The sequence below is a fragment of the Cellulomonas sp. Leaf334 genome (genome assembly GCF_001424195.1).
Classification (GTDB): domain Bacteria; phylum Actinomycetota; class Actinomycetes; order Actinomycetales; family Cellulomonadaceae; genus Cellulomonas.
This window is the reverse complement of record NZ_LMOO01000006.1, coordinates 93,357-114,223: the sequence shown is the minus strand read 5'-3', so window position 1 is coordinate 114,223 and position 20,867 is coordinate 93,357. Positions and strand designations below refer to the sequence as shown.

Sequence of the window (20,867 nt, the reverse complement as noted above, 5' to 3'; positions counted from 1 at the left end):
TCCTGCCCCACTCAGCGCAGCTTCAGCCCTCGCGAGTCCGTCCCACCCATCGCGAGCAGGATGATCGCGTCGACGAACGCCCCCGTGCTCGCGAGAGGATGGACGAACCACCGTCGCTCCCTGCGCACGGTCGGGCCGAGCACGAGTGGACCGACGACGAGCGCTGGTTCGCCACCATCCCCACCATGCTGTCGTTCGCCGCGCGACGCGAGTGAGGCGTCCGACGGCCGTCGCGACCGGTCCTGCGCCAGAATGACCCCATGACCCTCTGGATGACCGGTGACGCCGACGCCGACCGCCTGCTCGACGACGACCCGTTCGCACTCCTGGTGGGCATGCTCCTCGACCAGCAGGTCACCATGGAGTCCGCCTTCGCCGGGCCCGCCAAGATCGCGGCGCGCATGAACGGCCTCGACGTGCACCGCATCGCGGAGGCCGACCCGGAGACGTTCGCCGCCCTGTGCGCGACGCCCCCGGCGGTCCACCGCTACCCCGGCTCGATGGCGGGCCGCATCCAGGCCGTCGCCGCTGCCGTGGCCTCCGACTATGACGGCGACGTCACCCGCCTGTGGACCGACGGCGACCCCGACGGGAAGACCGTGCTGAAGCGGCTCAAGGCGCTGCCCGGCTTCGGTGACCAGAAGGCGCGAATCTTCCTGGCACTCCTCGGTAAGCAGCGCGGCGTGCAGCCCGCGGGCTGGGCCGAGGCCGCCGGCGCCTACGGCGAGCCGGGCGCGCGCCGGTCGATCGCGGACGTCACAGACCCGGTGTCGCTCAGCGAGGTGCGCGCGACGAAGCAGGCTGCGAAGGCCGCCGCGAAGGCGACGGCTGCCCCCTGAGCCGGCTGGCGCTCAGGCGAACCGGACGGCACTGAGGATCGCGACGCCGACGAACAGCAGGGCGGGCGGGGCGACCGCTCCCACCAGCCGACGCCGGACCGCGATCACGACCGCTGCGCCGAGCGGGATCAACGCGACCAGTCCCACCACTGTCGCGGCGTGATCGTTCTGCACGACGCGTGCCAGGACGGCCGTGACGAGGTACACGATCAGGCCGAGGCCGGTCAGCGCGGACACGTCGGCGTCTCGTCGTCTACGCGTCGTCCGCGTGCCGTCGTCATCACGGTCGTCCTGCATGTCCGAGTCCCTTTCGCCTGGCCCGTGGCTCTCCCCGGGGCAGGCGCCGACGCTAGCCGGGTCGGGCACCGCGCGGACTGCTCCATCCACAGCTCCGCAGGCCAGCCGTCGAGGGCTCACTGCTCCCGCAGCGCGTCCTTCCAGCCCTGCGAGTACGCCTCGGCGCTGCCCTGCGCGAACATGTCCTCGGCGCCGAGGCGTACGAGCGCCCGGGCACCGGGTCCGTCCTCGTCGGTGACGAGGTGGCCGAGCCCGCGGACGACCGCGAGAGGTCGCCCCTCGGCCTTGCCCTTGACCAGCTCTCCTGCGGACGCGATCTCGTCGGCGACGGCGGCCTGGGTCATGACGAGCGGGCGGCCGAACGTGTCGACCTGTCCGCGCAGGTCGTCGAGGACGACGACCCCGGCGGCGCCGATCGCGATGTCGGTCACGCCCTGCCGCCACGGCCGCCCGGCGGTGTCGGTGACGACCACACCGATCCGGACGCCGAAGGCTGCGGACAGACCGGCCCGCAAGGATCGGGCGGATGCGTCCGGGTCGACCGGGAGCAGCAGGACGGTGCCCTCGGGCGTGTTCGAGGCGTCGACGCCGGCGGCTGCCATGACGAGCCCGAGCCGGTTCTCGACGATCCGGGTGACGCCGGTGGCGTGCTCGCGGGTGGCGACGACGCGGACGGTCTCGTCGGTGATGGCTTGCTCGCGGTCGTCGGCGGAGACGACCCTGCCCTCGGCCTTGGAGACGACCTTGCTGGTCAGGACGAGGACGTCCCCGTCGATCAGCGGGTCGTCGCGGAGCAGCTCGGTGAGCAGCTCCACGAGGTCGTCGCCGGGCGCGATCTCGGGCAGCCCGTCGGGCGCCCAGACCTCGAGCCGCGTGCTCATCGCACGAGCTTGGGCAGCACGTCCGCCCCGAACGTCTCGATCCACTCGCGCTGGTTGCGTCCGACGTTGTGCAGGTAGATGCGGTCGAAGCCGAGGTCGACGTACTTCTGGATCTCGGCACGGTGCTTGTCCGGGTCCGCGGAGATGACCATGCGGCCCTCGAAGTCCTCGGGGCGCACGAGCTTGGCCATCTGCTCGAAGTCGAACGGGGAGCGGATGTCGGCCTTCGGGAACTTCATGCCGCCGTTGGGCCACTCGTGCATCGCGTGCGCGAGGGCAAGCTCGTCGGTCTCCGCCCACGACAGGTGGAGCTGGAGGACCTTCGGCATCGCGTCGGGGTCCTTGCCGGCCTCGCGGGCGCCCTCGTCGAACTTGCCGAACAGGCCGGAGATCTTCTCCAGCGGCGCCCCGACGGTGATGAGCCCGTCGGCGTGCCGGCCGGCGCGCTTCGCGGTGACCGGGCCGGCGGTGGCGACGAGGATCTCGGGCGCGACCTCGGGCATGGTCCACAGGCGGGTGGACTCGACCTTGTAGAACTGCCCGGCGTGCTTGACGTCCTTGCCCGCGATCGACGCGGTGAACAGCTTCTTGATGATCTCGATGGCCTCGAACATGCGGTTGATCCGCTCGGGCGCCTCGGGCCAGTAGTTCGCGACGATGTGCTCGTTGAGCGCCTCGCCGGAGCCCAGCCCCAGCCAGTGGCGTCCGGGGTACATCGCGGCGAGCGTGGCCGACGCCTGCGCGACCATCGCGGGGTGCCAGCGGAACGTCGGTGCGGTGACGCCGGGGCCGATGTCACCGGTGGTGCGCTCGCCGAGGGCGGTCAGCACGTTCCAGACGAACGCCGCCTGTCCCTGCGCGGGGACCCACGGCTGGTAGTGGTCGGCGGCCATCACGCCGGAGAACCCGTGGGCCTCCGCGTGGACGGACAGCTCGACCGCCTCGGTCGGGTGGAACTGCTCGAGCATCGCCGCGTACCCGACCGTGAGGCCGTCCGCCGTGACCTGTGCCATCTACTGACTCCTGTGAGCGCGGGGTACGCGGTGCTCCGCGAGGTCGTCCCCGAATCACCCTAACCGCGGGACCAGGCCGGATGATCCCGGCGGCAGCTCGGGCAGGGCGGCTCGGTAGACCCACGACTCGACGAGGAGCGCCAGCGGGACGCCGGCCACCTCGGACGCGCACGCGACGAACAGCTCCGTGCTGACCGTCCCGTGCCGGTATCGCGCGGTCCATGTCCGCAGGATGTCGAAGAACACGTCGTCCCCCACGGTCAGCCGCAGGGCGTGCAGGGTGAGCGCTCCGCGCTTGTAGAGCCGGTCGTCGAACATCGCCGCCGCGCCGGGATCCCCGATGAGCAGGTCCTGCGGCAGCAGGGACAGGCGGGCGTGCGCCGAGCGCGCCTGGCGGTGCGCCGTCCAGCCGCCCGACTGCTCCGACCACAGCCACTCGGCGTAGCAGGCGAAGCCTTCGTGCAGCCAGATGTCCCGCCACCGTCCGACGGTCAGGCTGTTGCCGAACCACTGGTGGGCGAGCTCGTGGGCAACCAGCCGCTCCGACCCGCGCCGACCGTCCAGGTGGTTGGCACCGAACACGGACAGCCCCTGGGCCTCCAGCGGGATCTCGAGGTCGTCGTCGGTGACGACGACCGTGTACGGGGCGGCGAACGGGTAGGGCCCGAACCGGTCCTCGAAGAGCGCGATCATCGCCGGCTGACGAGCGAGGTCGTGCTCGGCCGCTGCCAGCAGCCGCGAGGGGACGATCAGCTGGGTGCCGTGCATCAGGCGCTGGTACCGCCCGATCTGCAGCGTGGCCAGGTACGGCGCCATGGGTTCGGCCTGCTCATAGGCCCAGCGGACCCGCCCGGCCCGGGGCGTGCGCGAGACCAGCTGCCCGTTGGCGAGCACCTCGTACCCGGCCTCCGCCGTCACGACGACGGAGAAGCTCGCCTTGTCGGCGGGGCTGTCGTGGCACGGGAACCACGTCGGTGCGCCGTCGGGTTGCCCGGCCACGATGAGCCCGTCCTCGAGCTCCTCCCAGCCGACCTCGCCCCACGGTCCGCGCGCCGGACCCGGCTGCCCGCCGTAGCGGACCTCGATCACCAGGGCGACGCCGACGGTGAGCGTGGCGCTGAGCCGGATGTCGATCCGGTCGTCGCGATGCGTCCACCGCGACGGCCGCTTCCCGTCGACGAGCACCTGACCGACGCGCAGCCCGTGCAGGGACAGCGAGACCCGGTCCACGGGGCGCGACGCCTGCGCGTGCACCACGGCGCGCGCGTCGAGCCGGTTGGTGGCCACCCGGTAGTCGAGCTCGAGCTCGTACCGGTCCACGGTCAGGCCGCCCTCGGGGCGGCCGGGAAGGTACGGGTCCTCCGGCGGTTGGGTCACGCCGGGGACACCGGGTTGCCCGTCCAGCGGGACCCGGCGGGGATGGTGTCGCCGCGCAGCACGAGCGACGCGGGTCCGACGCGGGCGCCGTCGTCGAGGCTCGCCGCGGGCAGCACGACCCCGTGCGGGCCCAGGCTCGCGCCGCGTCCCAGCTCGACTGTGTCCATGCTCATGACCCGATCATGGAACAAGTGTGTCTGCAGCACGCACCCACGGTTCACGGTGGCGGCGTCGCCGAGCGTCACGAGGTCGGCCTCGGGCAGCCAGTAGGTCTCGCACCAGACCCCGCGGCCGATGCGCGCACCGAGCGTCCGCAGCCAGACGGTCAGGGCAGGCGAGCCGTTCGTCGCCGGTCCCAGCCACGGCACGGCGACGACCTCCAGGAACGTGTCGGCGAGCTCGTTGCGCCAGATGAACGAGCTCCACAGGGGGTGGTCCCCGGGGCGGAGCCTGCCGACGAGCAGCCACTTGGCCACGGTGGCGAGCGCGCACGCGACACCCGCTGCCGCCAGCACGACGAACGCGGACGACGCGGCAGCCGCACCCAGACCCCACGCGTCGAGCGCGGCCTGCAGGACCAGGAGCACCGCGACCCCGAGCCCGAAGGTGCAGATCACCGGCACGATCCGGCAGAGCTCCACGAGCGCCCGGGCGACCCGCAGCCGCGTCGGGGGCGCGAACGTGCGGGCGTCGTCCGACTCCCCCGCCACCCGCCGCAGCTTCACGGGTGGCGACCCGAGCCAGCTGGTCCCGGCCCGCGCGTCCTCCGGCGTGGCGGACAGGACGGCGACGAGGCCCCGCTTGGGCACCGCGCGGCCGGGTGCGATCATCCCCGAGTTGCCGAGGAACGCCCGCTTCCCGACCTTGCTGCGCTCCACCCGGAGCCACCCGTGCCCGAGCTCGTAGGAGCCGATGAGGGTGTCGTCGGCGAGGAACGCCCCGTCCCCGACCGTGGTCAGGGTGGGGAGCATGAGAGCGGTCGACGCCTCCACGTCCTTGCCGATGTCCGCTCCGAGCGCCCGCAGCCACACCGGTGTCGCCATGCTGGAGTACAGCGGGAACAGGGTGGTGCGTGCGTCGTCCATGAGCCGCAGCGTCGCCCACACCTGCCAGCCCGCCCGGCTGCGCACGGCGTGGTACCCCTCGCGGAATCCCAGACCCAGCAGCCGCACGGACACGAGCGTGACCACGGCGAGCACGACGACCATCGTGATCGCGCCGAGCGGGGCGGCCCGCAGGGCGTCGACCGCCGCCTCGGACCAGGTCGTCGCGTCCCGCAGACCGAGCCCGACCACGAGCAGCCCGCACGCGGCCGCGACCACGGGCAGCGCGGCCAGCGCGGCGGCGGTCGCACCGTAGGCGGCCACCCAACGCCCGCCGCGGGGCGCCTTGTCACGCGGCCAGTGCCGCCGCGACGGTCCGTCGAACACCGCCGGCGACCCCACCCAGAGCTCGCCCGGCGGCACGGAGTCGAGCACCGCTGACCCGGGCGCGACCTCCGCCCACGCCCCGACCCGGGTGCCGGGCGCGAGCGTGCTGCGCGTCCCGACGGTGGCCCGCTTGTCGATCCGCACGCGACCCACCCGGAGCACGTCCCCGTCCAGCCAGTGCCCGCGCAGGTCGACCTCGGGCTCGACCGCGCACCCGTTGCCGAGCGTGAGGAGCCCGGTGACCGGCGGGATCGCGTGCAGGTCGACGTCACGGCCGATGCTCGCACCGAGCGCCCGCGCGTACTGCAGGGTCCACGGGGCGCAGGACAGGTTCTCCGCGCCCGCCGCCGCGGCCCACGACTCGGTGAACCAGAGCCGCAGGTGCACGGACCCGCCGCGCGGATACCGGCCGGGCTCCAGCCCGCGCAGCAGCGTCCGGGCGACGGCCACGGTGGTCCCCATGCGCCCGAGCGGGCTGATGAGCACCAGCCACCCGAGCGCCACCCACCACCAGACCCCGGGCACGACGGGCACCCAGGGCGCCCCGGTCGTGGCGACGAGCACCGCGTCCGCCGCCAGCAGCCAGGTCAGCCACCGCAGCCCGACGAGGGCGGCGAGCGGGAGCGCCAGCACGGTCTGGACCGCCTGCGCCCGGAACGGTGTGGGTGCCACGACACGCGCCTCGGCCACGACGGTCGGCTCGAACTCGTCCAGACGCCGGGCGAGGTCACCGATCCGCGGGTACTCGTAGACGTCGGCGACGGTCACCGTCGGGAACCTCGTGCGCAGCGCGCTCACCAGCTGCGCCGCGACCAGGCTCCCGCCGCCGGACGCGAAGAAGTCGTCGCGCGGTCCGGCCACGGCGACGCCCAGCGCCGCCGTCCACCGCTCGGCCACCCACTCGCCCGTCGGCGTCAGCCCGACGGCGGGAGCGGACTCCTCGTCAGGACGCGCGAGCGGCCAGGGCAGCGCATCTCGGTCGACCTTGCCGGACCCCCGGGTCGGGATCGACTCCACAGGGGCGAGCAGCGGGACCAGCGCGGCCGGGAGCGTGCCGGTGAGGCGGTGGCGGGCGTCGGCGAGGTCCAGCTCGACCCCGGGCTCGGGGACGAGGTAGCCGACGAGGACCGACGTGCCGGCCGGTGTCCGCCGTACGGCCGCAGCGGCTCCGGCGACTCCCGGCAGGCCGAGCAGGGCGGAGTCGACCTCGCCCAGCTCGATCCGTCGGCCGCCCACCTTGACCTGGTCGTCGGCGCGCCCGACGAAGACCAGCCCCTCGGGCTCGTAGCGCACGAGGTCCCCGCTGCGGTACGCCCGCTCCCAGCCGAGGCCATCGGCGGGTGCGTACTTCTCGGCGTCCTTGGCCGGGTCGAGGTACCGCGCGAGGCCGACGCCGCCGATGATCAGCTCGCCGAGACCGCCCTCCTCGACCGGCGACCCGTCGGGTGCCACGACGGCGAGGTCCCACCCGTCGAGCGCGTGCCCGATCCGCACCGGCCCGTCGCCGGTGAGCAGCGCCGCGCACGCCACGACGGTCGCCTCCGTCGGCCCGTACGTGTTCCAGACCTCGCGCCCCTCCCCGACCAGCCGCGCGACGAGCTCGGGCGGGCACGCCTCGCCGCCGAAGATGAGCAGCCGGACGCCTGCCAGCTCCTCGGCACGCCAGAGCCCGGCGAGCGTGGGGACGGTCGAGATGACCGTGATGCCCTGCGCGACCAGCCACGGTCCGAGGTCCATGCCGGTGCGGACGAGGGCCCGCGGCGCCGGGACCAGGCAGGCGCCGTGCCCCCACGCGAGCCACATCTCCTCGCAGCTCGCGTCGAACGCGACCGACAGCCCCGCGAGCACGCGGTCGCCCGGGCCGAGCGGCGCCGCCTGCAGGAACAGGCGGGCCTCGGCGTCGACGAACGCGGCGGCCGACCGGTGCGTGACCGCGACACCCTTGGGGGCGCCCGTGGAGCCCGACGTGAAGATGATCCAGGCGTCGTCGTCGAGCGTCGGGCGGCGTGGCTCCGCGGTGCGCCGCAGCGTAGCCACGTCGCCCTCGGTGAGCACCCGCGCCACTCCGGCCTCCCGGAACACGGTCTGCGCGCGCTCGTCGGGGTCGTCCACGTCCACCGGCACGTAGGCCGCCCCGGCGGCGAGCACCGCGAGGATCGCCGTGTACAGCTCGGCCGTGCCCGAGGGGATCCGCACGCCGACGCGATCCCCGGGTCCGACGCCCCCACCGGCCAGTCCCGCCGCGGCCGCCCGGACCGCCACCAGCAGCTCGGCGTACGTCAGGACCGTGCTGCCGTCGTCGATCGCGGGGGCGTCGCCGTGGGCCAGTGCGCTCGCCTCGAGGACGTCCAGGAGGGTGCGCGGGGCGGGCGCGAGGTCGGCACGGAGGAACCCCTCGGCCGCCATCGCCAGCCTCCCCGTCCGATCGTGTGTTCCCGATCATGCGCTCACGACCCGGCGAGTGGCGATCCTTGCACCCTGGCCACGCCGGACCGTGCGGTGACCGGCCCCGTTCACCGAGTGTTCGCCTGATCGTCGACGGAGCCTCGACGCCCCAGCTATCTGGGAAGATGTCGACCCATGAGCTCTGAGTACCCCACTGCGCCGTCCGACTCGCCCGCCGCACCCCTGACGACCACGGGCACGCGGCAGGTACCGGACCGGGTCTCGCTCGACGGTGTCGAGACCCGCTGGGACGAGGCGTGGACCGCGCAGGACCTGTACACCTTCGACCGGACGGCCACCCGCGAGCAGGTCTACTCGATCGACACACCTCCCCCGACGGTCTCCGGCTCGCTGCATGTCGGCCACGTGTTCTCCTACACGCACACCGACGTCGTCGCGCGGTTCCAGCGGATGCGCGGCCGCGAGGTGTTCTACCCGATGGGCTGGGACGACAACGGTCTGCCCACCGAGCGCCGCGTGCAGAACTACTACGGTGTGCGCTGCGACCCGTCGCTGCCGTACGACACCGACTTCACGCCCCCGTTCGAGGGCGGCGAGGGCAAGTCCGGCCCGCAGGTGCCGGTGAGCCGCAAGAACTTCGTCGAGCTCTGCGAGCGCCTGACGGTCGAGGACGAGCGGCTGTTCGAGGCGCTGTGGCGCCGGCTCGGCCTCTCGGTGGACTGGTCGCGGACGTACCAGACGGTCTCCGCGGAGTCCCGCGCCGTCGCCCAGCAGGCGTTCCTGCGCAACCTGTCGCGCGGTGAGGCGTACCAGGCCGAGGCTCCCGGTCTGTGGGACGTGACGTTCCAGACGGCGGTCGCGCAGGCCGAGCTCGAGGCGCGCGACTACCCGGGCGCGTTCCACCGCGTCGCGTTCCACGGTGCCGACGGGCCGGTCTTCATCGAGACCACGCGCCCCGAGCTGCTGCCCGCGTGCGTCGCCCTCATCGCGCACCCCGACGACGAGCGCTACCAGCACCTGTTCGGCACGACGGTCCGCTCGCCGCTGTTCGACGTCGAGATCCCGGTCCTGGCGCACTCCCTGGCCGAGCCCGACAAGGGCGCCGGCATCGCGATGTGCTGCACGTTCGGCGACCTCACCGACGTGCAGTGGTGGCGCGAGCTCCAGCTGCCGACGCGCTCCGTGGTGGGTCGCGACGGCCGCATCCTGCGCGAGACCCCGGACTGGCTCGCGTCGGACGCCGCCCGCGCCCGCTACGAGGAGCTCGCCGGCAAGACCACCTTCTCCGCGCGCGAGGCGGTCGTCGCCGGCCTGCGCGAGACCGGCGACCTGGACGGTGAGCCGGTGAAGACCGAGCGCAAGGCGAACTTCTACGAGAAGGGCGACAAGCCCCTCGAGATCGTCACCAGCCGCCAGTGGTACATCCGCAACGGCGGTCGCGACGAGACCCTGCGCGACGCGCTGCTGGCCCGCGGCACGGAGCTCGGGTTCAACCCCGACTTCATGAAGGTCCGGTACGAGAACTGGGTCAGCGGCCTCAACGGCGACTGGCTGGTGTCGCGGCAGCGGTTCTTCGGGGTGCCGTTCCCCGTCTGGTACCCGCTCGACCAGGACGGTGAGCCGCGCCACGACGCACCGCTCCTGCCCACCGAGGACCAGCTCCCCATCGACCCGTCCTCCGACGTCCCGGCGGGCTACACGGCCGACCAGCGCGGGGTGCCCGGCGGCTTCGTCGCGGACCCCGACATCATGGACACCTGGGCGACCAGCTCGCTGACCCCGCAGATCGTCGGCGGCTGGCGCACCGACCCCGACCTGTTCAGCCGCGTGTTCCCGATGGACCTGCGCCCCCAGGGCCAGGACATCATCCGCACCTGGCTCTTCTCGACCGTGGTCCGCTCGCACCTGGAGCACGGCTCGCTGCCGTGGTCGTCGGCCGCGATCAGCGGCTGGATCCTCGACCCGGACCGCAAGAAGATGTCGAAGTCCAAGGGCAACGTCGTGACGCCGATGGGCCTGCTGGAGGAGCACGGCTCCGACGCCGTCCGGTACTGGGCCGCCTCGGCGCGTCTGGGCACGGACGCGGCGTTCGAGGTCGGTCAGATGAAGATTGGGCGCCGCCTCGCCATCAAGGTGCTCAACGCCTCGAAGTTCGCGCTGTCGTTCGGTGCCGCCGACGAGCCGCTCTCGCTCGACCCCGCGCTGGTCACGTCCGAGATCGACCGCGCGATGCTGGCCGGCCTGGCAGACGTCGTCGACAGGGCCACCACGGCCCTCGCCGCGTACGACCACACCCGCGCGCTCGAGCTGACGGAGACGTTCTTCTGGACGTTCTGCGACGACTACCTGGAGCTGGTCAAGGACCGCGCCTACGGCGACCCGTCCCCGGAGACCGTCTCGGCCCGCGCCGCCCTGGCGATCGCCCTCGACGTGCTGCTGCGCCTGTTCGCCCCGGTGCTGCCGTTCGCGACGGAGGAGGTCTGGTCCTGGTGGCGCGAGGGGTCGGTGCACCGCGCGTTGTGGCCCACCGCCGAGCCGCTGCGCACGTCGGCGGACCCGGGCGTCGTCTCGGCCGCAGGCTCGGCGCTCGCCGCGCTGCGCAAGGTGAAGTCCGAGGCCAAGCTGTCGATGCGCACCGAGATCACGTCGGTCGACCTCGTCGTGCCCGCTGCCCTGCGCGCGGGCGTCGAGTCGGCGCTCGGCGACATCCGCGCGGCCGGTCGCGTCGTGGGCACGCTCACCCTCGTCGACGGTGAGGGCGAGACGTGCGTGGCGCGCGACGCCGTCCTGGTCCCCCCGGCTCCGAAGGACTGACGTGCGCGAGTTTCGGTCGGACGCCCTGGTCGAGCCGGACCCGGCCGCGAGCATCCCCGGGCTGCTCACGGCCCGGCTGGCCCGCGACCCCGACGGGGTGTTCGCCGAGCGCATCGTCGACGGCCGCTGGACGCCGGTCACGGTCTCGGCGTTCGTCGCCGAGGTCACAGCGGTCGCCAAGGGGCTCGTCGCGCGCGGCGTCGAACCCGGCGACCGCGTCGCGATCATGTCCCGCACGCGCTACGAGTGGACCCTGCTCGACTTCGCCTGCTGGGCAGCGGGTGCGCTCGGCGTGCCCGTCTACGAGACGTCGTCGGCGGAGCAGGTCCGCTGGATCGCAGCCGATGCCGGGGTGCGCCTCGCGATCGTCGAGACCGCCAAGCACGCCGCGGTCGTCGCACAGGTCCGGGACGACCTCCCCGGCCTGCGGGACGTGCTCGTGGTCGACGACGGCGCCGTCGCCTCGCTCGTCGCAGCCGGCACCGACGTCACCGACGCCGAGGTGGCCCGTCGCAGCGCGCTGGCCCGGGCCGACGACCTGGCGACGATCATCTACACCTCCGGCACCACGGGCCGACCGAAGGGGGTCGAGCTGACGCACGGCAACTTCGTCGCGCTGACGCTCAACGGCGTCGCGGGGCTCGGGGACGTCTGCGCGCAGCCCGGCTCGCGGACCCTGCTGTTCATGCCGCTCGCGCACGTGTTCGCGCGGTTCATCCAGGTGCTCTGCGTCCCGTCGGGCGCGGTCCTGGGACACACGCCCGACGCGAAGAACCTGCTCGACGACCTCGCGGCATTCCAGCCGACGTTCATCCTGGCCGTGCCGCGCGTCTTCGAGAAGGTCTACAACTCGGCCGAGCAGAAAGCCGGCTCGGGCACGAAGCTGACGCTGTTCCGGTGGGCCGCCAGGGCCGCGGAGGACTACTCGCGCGCGCTCGACGGGTCCGGCCCCGGCGCCACCCTGCGTGCCCGGCACAAGCTGGCGGGCACCCTCGTGCACGGCAAGCTCCGCGCGGCGCTCGGTGGCCGCGCGCAGTACGCCATCTCTGGCGGCGCCCCGTTGGGCGAGCGGCTCGGGCACTTCTACCGCGGCATCGGCGTCGAGGTGCTGGAGGGCTACGGGCTCACCGAGACCACCGCGCCGACCGCCGTGAACCGGCCGGGCCTCACCAAGGTCGGCACCGTCGGCCCCGCGTTCCCCGGCACCGCGCTGCGGGTCGACGACGAGGGGCAGATCTTCGTGTCCGGCCCGCACGTGTTCCGCGGGTACCGGCACGACGCCGAGGCGACCGCGGAGGCCCTGGTCGACGGCTGGTTCCGCACCGGTGACGTCGGCACGCTCGACGACGACGGGTACCTGAAGATCACCGGCCGGACCAAGGAGATCATCGTCACCGCGGGCGGCAAGAACGTCGCCCCGGCGGTGCTCGAGGACCGCCTGCGCGGTCACCCGCTGGTCAGCCAGGTCGTCGTCGTCGGCGACCAGCGCCCCTTCATCGGCGCGCTCGTGACCCTCGACGCCGACATGCTCCCCGGCTGGCTGTCCAACCACCGCCTGCCCGCCCTGTCGGTCCAGGACGCGGCGACGCACCCGGCGGTCCTGGAAGCGCTCGACCGCGCCGCCGACCGCGCCAACGAGGCCGTGTCCCGCGCCGAGTCGATCCGCAAGCTCCGCGTGCTCACCACCGACTTCACCGAGGCGAACGGCTACCTCACCCCGTCCTTGAAGGTGAAGCGCGCGCTGGTCCTCAAGGACTTCACGGCCGACATCGAGGCGCTCTACACGGACACCCGGGGCGACTGACCCCGCTCTCCCCTCGCTTCCCTCGCTCCACCGGAGCGTCCGAGGAAGTGGCTGCCAGAGCGCTCACTTCCTCGGACGCAACGGTGCGTCTCACCGGGACGTCCGAGGTTCTGAGCGCCCTGGCGACCGGATCCTCGGACGTTGCGGGCGGGATCCGGGGGTTACACCACCGTGCGGAGCCGGGCCTGGTCGGCCGACTGCGTCGGGACCGCCTCGCTCGGGGTCGAGTCGTCGGACCAGCGCAGCACCGCGCCGATGCCGTCGACGAGGTCCACGGTGCCGTCCTCGGCGAACGTGAGCCCGGCGTCCTGACCCAGCGCCGCCCGCACGAGCGCCACGTTGGCGTCCATCTCCTCGGCGCCACCGGTCACCCCGATCGAGGCGAGGTCGCTCTGGCTCGTCGCCACCTGGAGCGGCTCGGGCCCGACCCAGAGGGTGCGGTCCGCGAGCCCGGACGTCAGGGAGTCGACGTGCAGCACCAGCTCGGCCACCTGGCCGCGCCGGAGCACGTCGATCACGTCGTCGAGCGCCGTGACCGCTCCACCACCGCGTCCCTGGGCCTCCCGGAACCGGTCCAGCACCGCGTCGCTGCGCCGTGTCCGGAACCCCGCCAGCGCCTCGGCCACGTGCGCCTCGAACGACCCCTTCTTCAGACCCTCGCCCCGACCGCCCCCCGGCACGTCGACGAGCAGCTCCCGCGTGGGCTGACCGACGGCGTCCCGCACGAGGGAGACCGCACGTACGTCACCGGTGATCAGCACCAGGTCCGGGGTCCGCTCAGCGACGCGCTTGTCGAGCACCGCCGCGACCGCCTCGGCGTTGCGGCCCCAGGAGTCCTCCGCCCGCGTCTGGCTGCGCCTGTCCAGCCCGCCCTCGCGCGTCTTGTGCACGTCGTCGTGCCCACCGTCGACGGTCTCGGTCTCCGGACCGCCCTCGGTCCGGACCGTCCCGCCGGCGGCCCAGGTCAGGTCCGCACCGTTGCGGTCCACCGCGACCAGGAGGTACGTCACCGTCTCGTCGGCTGCGCGCACCGCCGGGAGCAGGGCAGGTGCGGGTCCGAACACCGCGTAGGACTGGGCCGGGGGCTCGGAGAGCACCCGGTCGACGACGACCCCCTCGGCGTCCGCCACGACGACCCGGCCGTGCGGGCCCCGCACACCGGTCGGGACGGAGACCAGCTCGGCGATGTCGTCGAGCACCCCCGCAGACGCGCCGTCACGCTCCAGGGCGCGTCGGACAGCCCTCCAGCGGTCGGCCGCCTCGGCGTCAGCGTTCGCGCCGGTCCTCGTCGCGTCCAGGTAGACGGTCGTGAACGGCGACGGCCGTCCGAGCAGCGGCTTGAGCCAGTGCAGGTCCATGGGCATCCCTCCGGGATCGAGATCCCCGGCTGCCGCACACTCACCCCCGCGGCCGGCCGGAGCTGACCCCACCTACCTTCCGCTCCTGCGGCACGCGGCGCCACCCCATCTTGTGGTCGGACCGAGCCTGCGCTCCGCTGCGGGCGAGTGACGCTCCGCGCCCCTCACCCTGCGCGGCGCTCCGGCACACCCCTTCGGACTTCTCAGTCGCGCTGCGCGTGCCCCTGGGCGATGGCCTCGTGGTGCTGGATGACCTCTTCGACGATGAACGCGAGGAACTTCTCCGCGAACACCGGGTCGAGGTCGGCGGTGCGCGCCAGCTCGCGCAGCCGGCCCACCTGCTGCTCCTCGCGCGCCGGGTCCGACGGCGGCAGACCCGTGGTCGCCTTGAGCACGCCCACCTGCTGGGTGGCCTTGAACCGCTCCGCCAGCAGGTACACCAGCGCGGCGTCGATGTTGTCGATGCTCCCGCGCAGGCGGGCCAGCTCGGCAGGGATCGGGGTCGGCAGGTCGCTCACGATCGCGATCCTAGGCGGATGACGGACCCGTCAGGCGCTCTTCTCGCGGGGTGTGCGCTTCTCCTCGCCGCTGTCCCGGGGGATCAGCGTCGGGTTGACGTTCTCCAGCACCACGTCCCGTGTGATGACCACCCGACCGACGTCATCACGGCTGGGCACCTCGAACATGACCTGCTGGAGGACCTCCTCCATGATGGCCCGCAGGCCACGTGCACCGGTCCCGCGCAGCAGCGCCTGGTCCGCGATGGAGGCGACCGCCTCCTCGTCGAACTCGAGCTCGACGCCGTCGATCTGGAACATCCGCTGGTACTGCTTGACCAGCGCGTTCTTCGGCTCGGTGAGGATCCGGACGAGCGCCTCCTGGTCGAGGCGGGAGACCGCGGCGACCACCGGGAGGCGCCCGATGAACTCGGGGATCAGGCCGTACTTCTGCAGGTCCTCGGGACGGACCTCCGCGAACAGGTCGCCCTCGTCGACGGCCTCCAGCAGAGGGGCGCCGAAGCCGACGACGCGCTTGCGCGCCCGGGCCGCGATGATGTCGTCGAGCCCGGAGAAGGCACCGGCCACGATGAACAGCACGTTCGTCGTGTCGATCTGGATGAACTCCTGGTGCGGGTGCTTGCGTCCGCCCTGCGGCGGCACCGAGGCAGTCGTGCCCTCGATGATCTTCAGCAGTGCCTGCTGGACGCCCTCACCGGAGACGTCGCGGGTGATCGACGGGTTCTCGCTCTTGCGGGCGATCTTGTCGATCTCGTCGATGTAGATGATCCCCGACTCGGCCTTCTTGACGTCGTAGTCGGCTGCCTGGATGAGCTTGAGGAGAATGTTCTCGACGTCCTCACCGACGTAGCCGGCCTCCGTCAGGGCCGTGGCGTCCGCGATGGCGAACGGGACGTTCAGCATGCGGGCGAGGGTCTGCGCGAGGTACGTCTTGCCGGTGCCCGTAGGGCCGACGAGCAGGATGTTCGACTTCGCGATCTCGATGTGGTCGTCGGTCGTCGACGTCCGCGCCTCACCGGCCTGGACCCGCTTGTAGTGGTTGTAGACCGCCACCGCGAGCGCCCGCTTGGCCGACTCCTGGCCGATGATGTACTGCTCGAGGAAGTCGAAGATCTCCTTCGGCTTCGGCAGCTCGACCAGGCCGACCTCCGTGGCCTCCGCCAGCTCCTCCTCGATGATCTCGTTGCAGAGCTCGATGCACTCGTCGCAGATGTAGACCCCAGGCCCGGCGATCAGCTTCTTGACCTGCTTCTGCGACTTGCCGCAGAACGAACACTTGAGGAGATCGGCCCCGTCCCCGATACGAGCCACGTCGATCCCCTTCCTCGTGTCGCCCTCCGCCCGACGGGCGGTGCGTCGTCAGCACGTCACCCCGCAAGGTGCGCGTCCTCCCCCATTGCACACCACCCGGGCCCCGATGTCAGCCGAACACACGGCTCGGCGAGTCCGGCGTGTTGTTGGACATCTGTCCGGCGTGTCGCGCGGCGCCAGCACCGACACGCTCGAGCCGGACACGCCGCAGCGTGTCCGGCTCGAGCGAAAGCGCTACTTGGCCTGCACGGTCGTCGGGACGACGCCCTTGCGGCTGGCGAGCACCTGGTCGACGATCCCGTACTCCAGCGCCGCCTGCGCGGTGAGGATCTTGTCGCGCTCGATGTCCTTGCGGACCAGCTCGATGTCCCGCCCCGTGTGGTGCGCGATCGTCAGCTCGAGCCACTCGCGCATGCGGATCAGCTCGTTGGCGTGGATCTCGATGTCGGACGCCTGCGCGTAGCCGCCACCCTCCATCGCGGGCTGGTGGATCAGCACGCGCGCGTTCGGCAGAGCGAGACGCTTGCCGGGCGAGCCGGCCGCGAGCAGCACCGCCGCCGCCGAGGCGGCCTGCCCGAGGCAGACCGTCTGGATGTGCGGCTTGATGTACTGCATCGTGTCGTAGATCGCCGTGAGCGCCGTGAACGAGCCACCGGGCGAGTTGATGTACAGGATGATGTCGCGGTCCGGGTCGGTGCTCTCCAGCACCAGCAGCTGGGCCATGACGTCGTCGGCCGAGGCGTCGTCCACCTGCACGCCGAGGAAGATGATGCGGTCCTCGAACAGCTTCGTGTACGGGTCCTGGCGCTTGAAGCCGTAGGCCGTGCGCTCCTCGAACTGCGGCAGCACGTACCGGGCGGCGGGCGAGGACGGCGCGAGGCCACCCGGCCCCGCCAGCATCCCGGCGCGCGCCATGAACTGGGATTCCATGCTCATGAGCTTCTCCTCAGAAGATAAGGGTGGGAGGCCGTCAGGCCGTGCCGCCGCCGCCGGCGACCGCGTCGGCCTTCGTGACGACCTTGTCCACGAAGCCGTACTCGAGCGCCTCGGGGGCGGTGAACCAGCGGTCACGGTCGGCGTCGGAGTTGATCTGGTCGACGCTCTTCCCCGTCTGGGCGGCAGTCAGCTCGGCGAGCACGTTCTTCATGTGCAGGATGAGCTGGGCGTTGATCCGCACGTCCGTCGCGGTGCCGCCGATGCCGCCCGAGGGCTGGTGCATCATCACGCGGGCGTGCGGGAGGGCGTAACGCTTGCCCTGGGCGCCCGACGAGAGCAGGAACTGCCCCATCGACGCGGCCATGCCCATCGCGATCGTGGCGACGTCCGGCTGGATGTACTGCATCGTGTCGTAGATCGCCATGCCCGCGGTGATCGAGCCACCGGGCGAATTGATGTACAGCCAGATGTCCTTGTCCGGGTCCTCCGCGGCCAGCAGCATCATCTGCGCGCAGATGGCGTTGGCGTTCTCGTCGCGCACCTCGGAGCCGAGCCAGATGATGCGCTCGCGCAGCAGCCGGTTGTAGATGGAGTCATTGAGGCCGAAGGCCGGGCTGTCGGCCCTGGCCATCATCGGCGCTAGCTCGTTCACGAAGGCTCCCTCGTCTGACGGTGACGTCTGTCCTGCACCGCACGTCGATCCCCGGTCCGGGTACCCGTGCGATGCAGTGACCCTAACGCGGACCCCCGCCCGCCCATGTCCCGCCACCGCGGGTTTTCGCTGTCGGCAGAGCAGACCCCCGGGGAACGCGGAAGGCCCCGCACCCGACGGGGTGCGGGGCCTTCCGAGCGCAGGTCAGGCCTTGGTGTCCTCGGCCGTCTCGACCTCGTCGTCGTACACGTCGAACGCGGAGATGTCCGACGCCGCGTCGGACGCGGTCGCGGTCGCTGCGGCTGCCTCCTCGGCGTCCTCGGCGTCGGAGCCGATGAACTCGGACAGGTCCACGGCCTGGCCGGAGCCGTCGGTGACGGCGACGCGACGCAGAGCGACGGCGAGCGCCTTGGACCGCGCGACCTCGGCGACCATCGTCGGGATCTGACCCTGCTGGTCGATGGTCTGGATGAACGTGTTCGGGTCCATGCCGTACTGGCGCGACGCGTTCACCAGGTAGTCGAGCAGCTCGTTCTGGCTGACCTTGATCTCGAGCTGCTCGGCGAGCGTGTCCAGGAGGATCTGGTTGCGCAGCGCCGTGGTGGCCTGCTCGCCGACCTCGGCACGGTGCTCGTCGTCCTCCAGACGACCCTCACCCTCGAGGTGGCGGTGCACCTCGGTCTCGACGACACCCGCCGGGACGGGGATCTCCGTGCCGGCGAGCAGCTGCTCGAGCAGCAGGTCGCGGGCCTGCACGGCCTGGTTCGACGCCTTGATGCTGGACGCCTGCGTGCGCAGGTCCGCCGTGAGCTCCTCGAGCGTGTCGAACTCGCTGGCCAGCTGCGCGAAGTCGTCGTCGGCGTCGGGGAGCTGGCGCTCCTTGACCGTCGTGGCCGTGACGTTCACCTGAGCGGTCTCGCCGGCGTGGTCGCCGCCCGCGAGGGCCGTCTCGAACGTGGTCGACTCGCCGGCCGAGAGGCCCGTGAGCGCCTCGTCGAGCCCCTCGAGCATGTTGCCCGACCCGATCTGGTAGCTGACGCCGGAGACGTTGTCGACCTGCTCGTCGCCGATCGTGGCGGTCAGGTCGATGACGACGAAGTCGCCCTCGGCCGCGGGACGGTCGACGCCGACCAGCGTGCCGAAGCGCTCGCGCAGCGCGTCGAGACGGGCCGCGACGTCCTCGTCGGAGACCTCGACGTCGTCCACCGTGACGGCGATGCCGTCGAGCGCCGGGACGGTGATCTCGGGGCGGACCTCGACCTCAGCGGTGAAGTGCAGCTCACCCTCCTCGCCGGCGGGCGCGGCGGTCAGACCGGGGACCTTGGTGACCTCGACCTCGGGCTGGCCCAGGGGGCGCAGCTTGTTCTCGCGGACGGCCTCGGCGTAGAAGCCGGACAGGCCCTCGTTGATCGCGTGCTCGAGGACGGCCGGGCGGCCGACGCGCTGGTCGATGATGCGCGGCGGCACCTTGCCCTTGCGGAAGCCGGGGACGACGACGTCCTGGGCGATGTGCTCGTACGCGTGATCGATGCTCGGCTTGAGCTCGTCGTACGTCACCTCGACGGTCAGCTTGACCTTGGTGGGCTCCAGGGTCTCGACGGCGCTCTTCACTTCGATGGTCTCCAACTGATCGGGGCGGGCGCCGGCGACTCCGGCGATCTCCGGTGTTTCAGGGCCGCACGCCGTCGCCCACGCCCCGAGAACGGGGCCGACGACCGCACGCTGGCGACCCTCGACCTTACGCCACGGGGAGCGACGCTCCCAAGCCGAGAGGCTGTGGGACCGCCCACGCTCCTCACCGTCCGGCGCCCGCGACCTCCGTGATCACCGAGACGCTCCGTGCGATGCCGTCGTACCCGGCGTACTCGTTCGCCAGCTCCGCCGCCCGACGCGCGAACGACGGGTCGTCCAGCACCCGGCGCACCCCGTCGCGGACCGCCCGTGACGTCGTGCCGTCCGAGACCTTGTCGGTGGGCAGCGCCAGACCGACACCGGACCAGACCACCCGCGCTCCGACCTCAGCCTTGTCCTCCGAACGCCCGGCGACGACCACGGGCACGCCCGCGGCGAGCGCCTGCTGGACACCCCCGAAGCCCCCGTTGGTGACCAGGACGTCGACGAGCGGCAGGAGTCTGTCGAACGGGACGAACGGCGTCGCCCGGACGTTCGCCGGGTAAGCGCCGACCGGCTCGGTCGTCGCGACGACGAGGACGTCCTCGTCGGCAAGGCCGTCGATCGCCGGCCAGAGGAGCCGCTCGTGGTCGGTCGCGACCGTGCCCTGCGTGACCAGGACGACCGGGCGGCCCGTCGCACGCGCCGCCAGCACGTCGTCCCACCAGGAGGGCGGGTCGAACCGGTCGATGCCCGCCGGCAGGAATGGGCCGACGAGCTCGACGTGCTCCGGCAGGTCGCTGCGCGGGTACTCGAACGACGGGATCGACGGGTGCAGCACGCGGGTGACCTCGGTCTGGGCCCAGTCGAGAAAGAAGCCGTCCGGAACGGGCTGGCCCGCGTCGGCGACGATCCGCTCGGCCGCCCTCTGCACGTCCCGGAACACGACCGTGCGCGTGAACCAGCCGAGGAGCGCGTGCCGCAGTCCGTCGAGGCCGGTCCGCGGCGGCTGCAGTCCCAGGCCGAACGGCGCCGTGTCCTTGCTGGAGAGGGCCAGCGGCGAGACCGAGAACAGCACCGACGGCAGGTCGTGGCGGCGCGCGGCGATCGCCCCCGCCACGAACGCGTTGTCCATGACGATCACGTCGGGACGCTCGGCGGCGACGACGGTGTCGATGTCGGCCAGGAACCCGGGGACCGTGGCGACGAAGTGGTGGAGCACGTCCCACTGCACCCGCCTGATCCCGGGAGCGGGAGCGCCGTGCGCCGTCGACCAGGCCTCGAGCTCGGCGTCGTCCAGGTCGCGACCCTGCACGATCGGCGCATGCTTCGCCCCGGTCGCGGCGACGGCCTGCCCGAACTTGCGGCCCGTGTAGACGACGACGTCGTGACCGTCCTCGACGAGGGCGCGGGACAGCGGCAGCGCAGGTCGCACATGGCCGGTGACGGGGGTGAGGGCGAACAGGATCCTGCTCATGACGGTTCTCCGAGAGGTGACGGGGGCACTCCCCGACCAAGATCCTGGGCGATTCGCCCTGATACATCCCCCGGTTCAACGCCACCCCAGGATCGGGTCCGAGCTCCGCAGGCGCCGTCGGACGGGCGACCGTGCGAGCCCCG

Annotated in this window: 16 protein-coding genes; 3 read left to right on the top strand and 13 right to left on the bottom strand. The window is 72.4% G+C overall.

The window, feature by feature from the left end; all coding sequences use genetic code 11:
• Positions 1-11 precede the first annotated feature (11 nt).
• Positions 12-143 carry a hypothetical protein gene (locus ASF78_RS23240; RefSeq protein ID WP_255354826.1) on the bottom strand — a complete coding sequence of 44 codons (132 nt, stop codon included), beginning with the start codon at positions 141-143 and terminating at the stop codon, positions 12-14.
• 117 nt (positions 144-260) lie between these two features.
• Between ASF78_RS23240 and ASF78_RS15170 the strand changes: the two genes are divergently transcribed.
• On the top strand, positions 261-839 hold the full coding sequence (locus ASF78_RS15170; protein ID WP_056591184.1) for an HhH-GPD-type base excision DNA repair protein: 579 nt from the start codon (positions 261-263) through the stop codon (positions 837-839).
• 12 nt (positions 840-851) lie between these two features.
• On the opposite strand, the gene ASF78_RS15165 is transcribed toward ASF78_RS15170, so the two are convergent.
• The 5 genes from ASF78_RS15165 to ASF78_RS15145 all read right to left on the bottom strand — a co-directional run bounded on the left by ASF78_RS15165 (position 852) and on the right by ASF78_RS15145 (position 8,243).
• A complete protein-coding gene (locus tag ASF78_RS15165) occupies positions 852-1,076 on the bottom strand; it encodes a hypothetical protein (RefSeq protein WP_056591182.1) in 225 nt (74 codons plus the stop codon).
• A 176-nt stretch (positions 1,077-1,252) separates the two neighbouring features.
• Positions 1,253-2,017 carry a coenzyme F420-0:L-glutamate ligase gene (locus ASF78_RS15160; protein WP_056591179.1) on the bottom strand — a complete coding sequence of 255 codons (765 nt, stop codon included), beginning with the start codon at positions 2,015-2,017 and terminating at the stop codon, positions 1,253-1,255.
• Positions 2,014-3,030, bottom strand: coding sequence for a TIGR03557 family F420-dependent LLM class oxidoreductase (locus ASF78_RS15155; protein WP_056591177.1), 1,017 nt, complete (start codon positions 3,028-3,030; stop codon positions 2,014-2,016). The genes ASF78_RS15160 and ASF78_RS15155 overlap by 4 nt, the downstream gene beginning before the upstream one ends.
• A gap of 54 nt (positions 3,031-3,084) precedes the next feature.
• Positions 3,085-4,407 (bottom strand): M1 family metallopeptidase, encoded by a 1,323-nt coding sequence (locus ASF78_RS15150; protein WP_200940631.1) that lies wholly within the window; start codon positions 4,405-4,407, stop codon positions 3,085-3,087.
• Positions 4,404-8,243, bottom strand: coding sequence for a Pls/PosA family non-ribosomal peptide synthetase (locus tag ASF78_RS15145; protein WP_056591175.1), 3,840 nt, complete (start codon positions 8,241-8,243; stop codon positions 4,404-4,406). The genes ASF78_RS15150 and ASF78_RS15145 overlap by 4 nt, the downstream gene beginning before the upstream one ends.
• Before the next feature lie 174 nt (positions 8,244-8,417).
• Between ASF78_RS15145 and valS the strand changes: the two genes are divergently transcribed.
• Both valS and ASF78_RS15135 read left to right on the top strand, forming a co-directional pair.
• A complete protein-coding gene (valS, locus tag ASF78_RS15140) occupies positions 8,418-11,057 on the top strand; it encodes a valine--tRNA ligase (protein WP_056591172.1) in 2,640 nt (879 codons plus the stop codon).
• Position 11,058: 1 nt separating this feature from the next.
• Positions 11,059-12,861 (top strand): long-chain fatty acid--CoA ligase, encoded by a 1,803-nt coding sequence (locus ASF78_RS15135; protein WP_056591167.1) that lies wholly within the window; start codon positions 11,059-11,061, stop codon positions 12,859-12,861.
• A gap of 161 nt (positions 12,862-13,022) precedes the next feature.
• Here the strand turns inward: ASF78_RS15135 and ASF78_RS15130 are convergent, their stop codons facing one another.
• The 7 genes from ASF78_RS15130 to ASF78_RS15100 form a co-directional block, all read right to left on the bottom strand.
• Entirely contained in the window at positions 13,023-14,219 is a 1,197-nt protein-coding gene (locus ASF78_RS15130; RefSeq protein WP_056591164.1) for a hypothetical protein, read from the bottom strand.
• A gap of 203 nt (positions 14,220-14,422) precedes the next feature.
• Positions 14,423-14,737 (bottom strand): chorismate mutase, encoded by a 315-nt coding sequence (locus ASF78_RS15125; RefSeq protein WP_056591160.1) that lies wholly within the window; start codon positions 14,735-14,737, stop codon positions 14,423-14,425.
• 30 nt (positions 14,738-14,767) lie between these two features.
• Complete coding sequence (gene clpX, locus ASF78_RS15120) at positions 14,768-16,048, bottom strand: ATP-dependent Clp protease ATP-binding subunit ClpX (RefSeq protein ID WP_056591159.1); 1,281 nt, start codon at positions 16,046-16,048, stop codon at positions 14,768-14,770.
• Between the two features lie 234 nt (positions 16,049-16,282).
• Complete coding sequence (locus ASF78_RS15115; RefSeq protein WP_056591158.1) at positions 16,283-16,984, bottom strand: ATP-dependent Clp protease proteolytic subunit; 702 nt, start codon at positions 16,982-16,984, stop codon at positions 16,283-16,285.
• A 34-nt stretch (positions 16,985-17,018) separates the two neighbouring features.
• The gene (locus ASF78_RS15110; RefSeq protein ID WP_156374199.1) at positions 17,019-17,618 is read right to left on the bottom strand and encodes an ATP-dependent Clp protease proteolytic subunit; all 600 of its coding nucleotides are present in this window, start codon (positions 17,616-17,618) and stop codon (positions 17,019-17,021) included.
• A gap of 222 nt (positions 17,619-17,840) precedes the next feature.
• The gene (tig, locus tag ASF78_RS15105) at positions 17,841-19,247 is read right to left on the bottom strand and encodes a trigger factor (RefSeq protein WP_056591154.1); all 1,407 of its coding nucleotides are present in this window, start codon (positions 19,245-19,247) and stop codon (positions 17,841-17,843) included.
• A 184-nt stretch (positions 19,248-19,431) separates the two neighbouring features.
• Entirely contained in the window at positions 19,432-20,724 is a 1,293-nt protein-coding gene (locus ASF78_RS15100) for a glycosyltransferase (protein ID WP_056591151.1), read from the bottom strand.
• Between the last annotated feature and the right edge of the window lie 143 nt (positions 20,725-20,867).

Coding starts and splice junctions, on each gene's coding strand:
- ASF78_RS15170 (WP_056591184.1), top strand. CDS start 261: ATGACCCTCTGGATGACCGGTGACGCCGACGCCGACCGCCTGCTCGAC.
- ASF78_RS15160 (WP_056591179.1), bottom strand. CDS start 2,017: ATGAGCACGCGGCTCGAGGTCTGGGCGCCCGACGGGCTGCCCGAGATC.
- ASF78_RS15155 (WP_056591177.1), bottom strand. CDS start 3,030: ATGGCACAGGTCACGGCGGACGGCCTCACGGTCGGGTACGCGGCGATG.
- ASF78_RS15145 (WP_056591175.1), bottom strand. CDS start 8,243: ATGGCGGCCGAGGGGTTCCTCCGTGCCGACCTCGCGCCCGCCCCGCGC.
- valS (WP_056591172.1), top strand. CDS start 8,418: ATGAGCTCTGAGTACCCCACTGCGCCGTCCGACTCGCCCGCCGCACCC.
- ASF78_RS15130 (WP_056591164.1), bottom strand. CDS start 14,219: ATGGACCTGCACTGGCTCAAGCCGCTGCTCGGACGGCCGTCGCCGTTC.
- ASF78_RS15115 (WP_056591158.1), bottom strand. CDS start 16,984: ATGAGCATGGAATCCCAGTTCATGGCGCGCGCCGGGATGCTGGCGGGG.
- ASF78_RS15110 (WP_156374199.1), bottom strand. CDS start 17,618: ATGATGGCCAGGGCCGACAGCCCGGCCTTCGGCCTCAATGACTCCATC.
- ASF78_RS15100 (WP_056591151.1), bottom strand. CDS start 20,724: ATGAGCAGGATCCTGTTCGCCCTCACCCCCGTCACCGGCCATGTGCGA.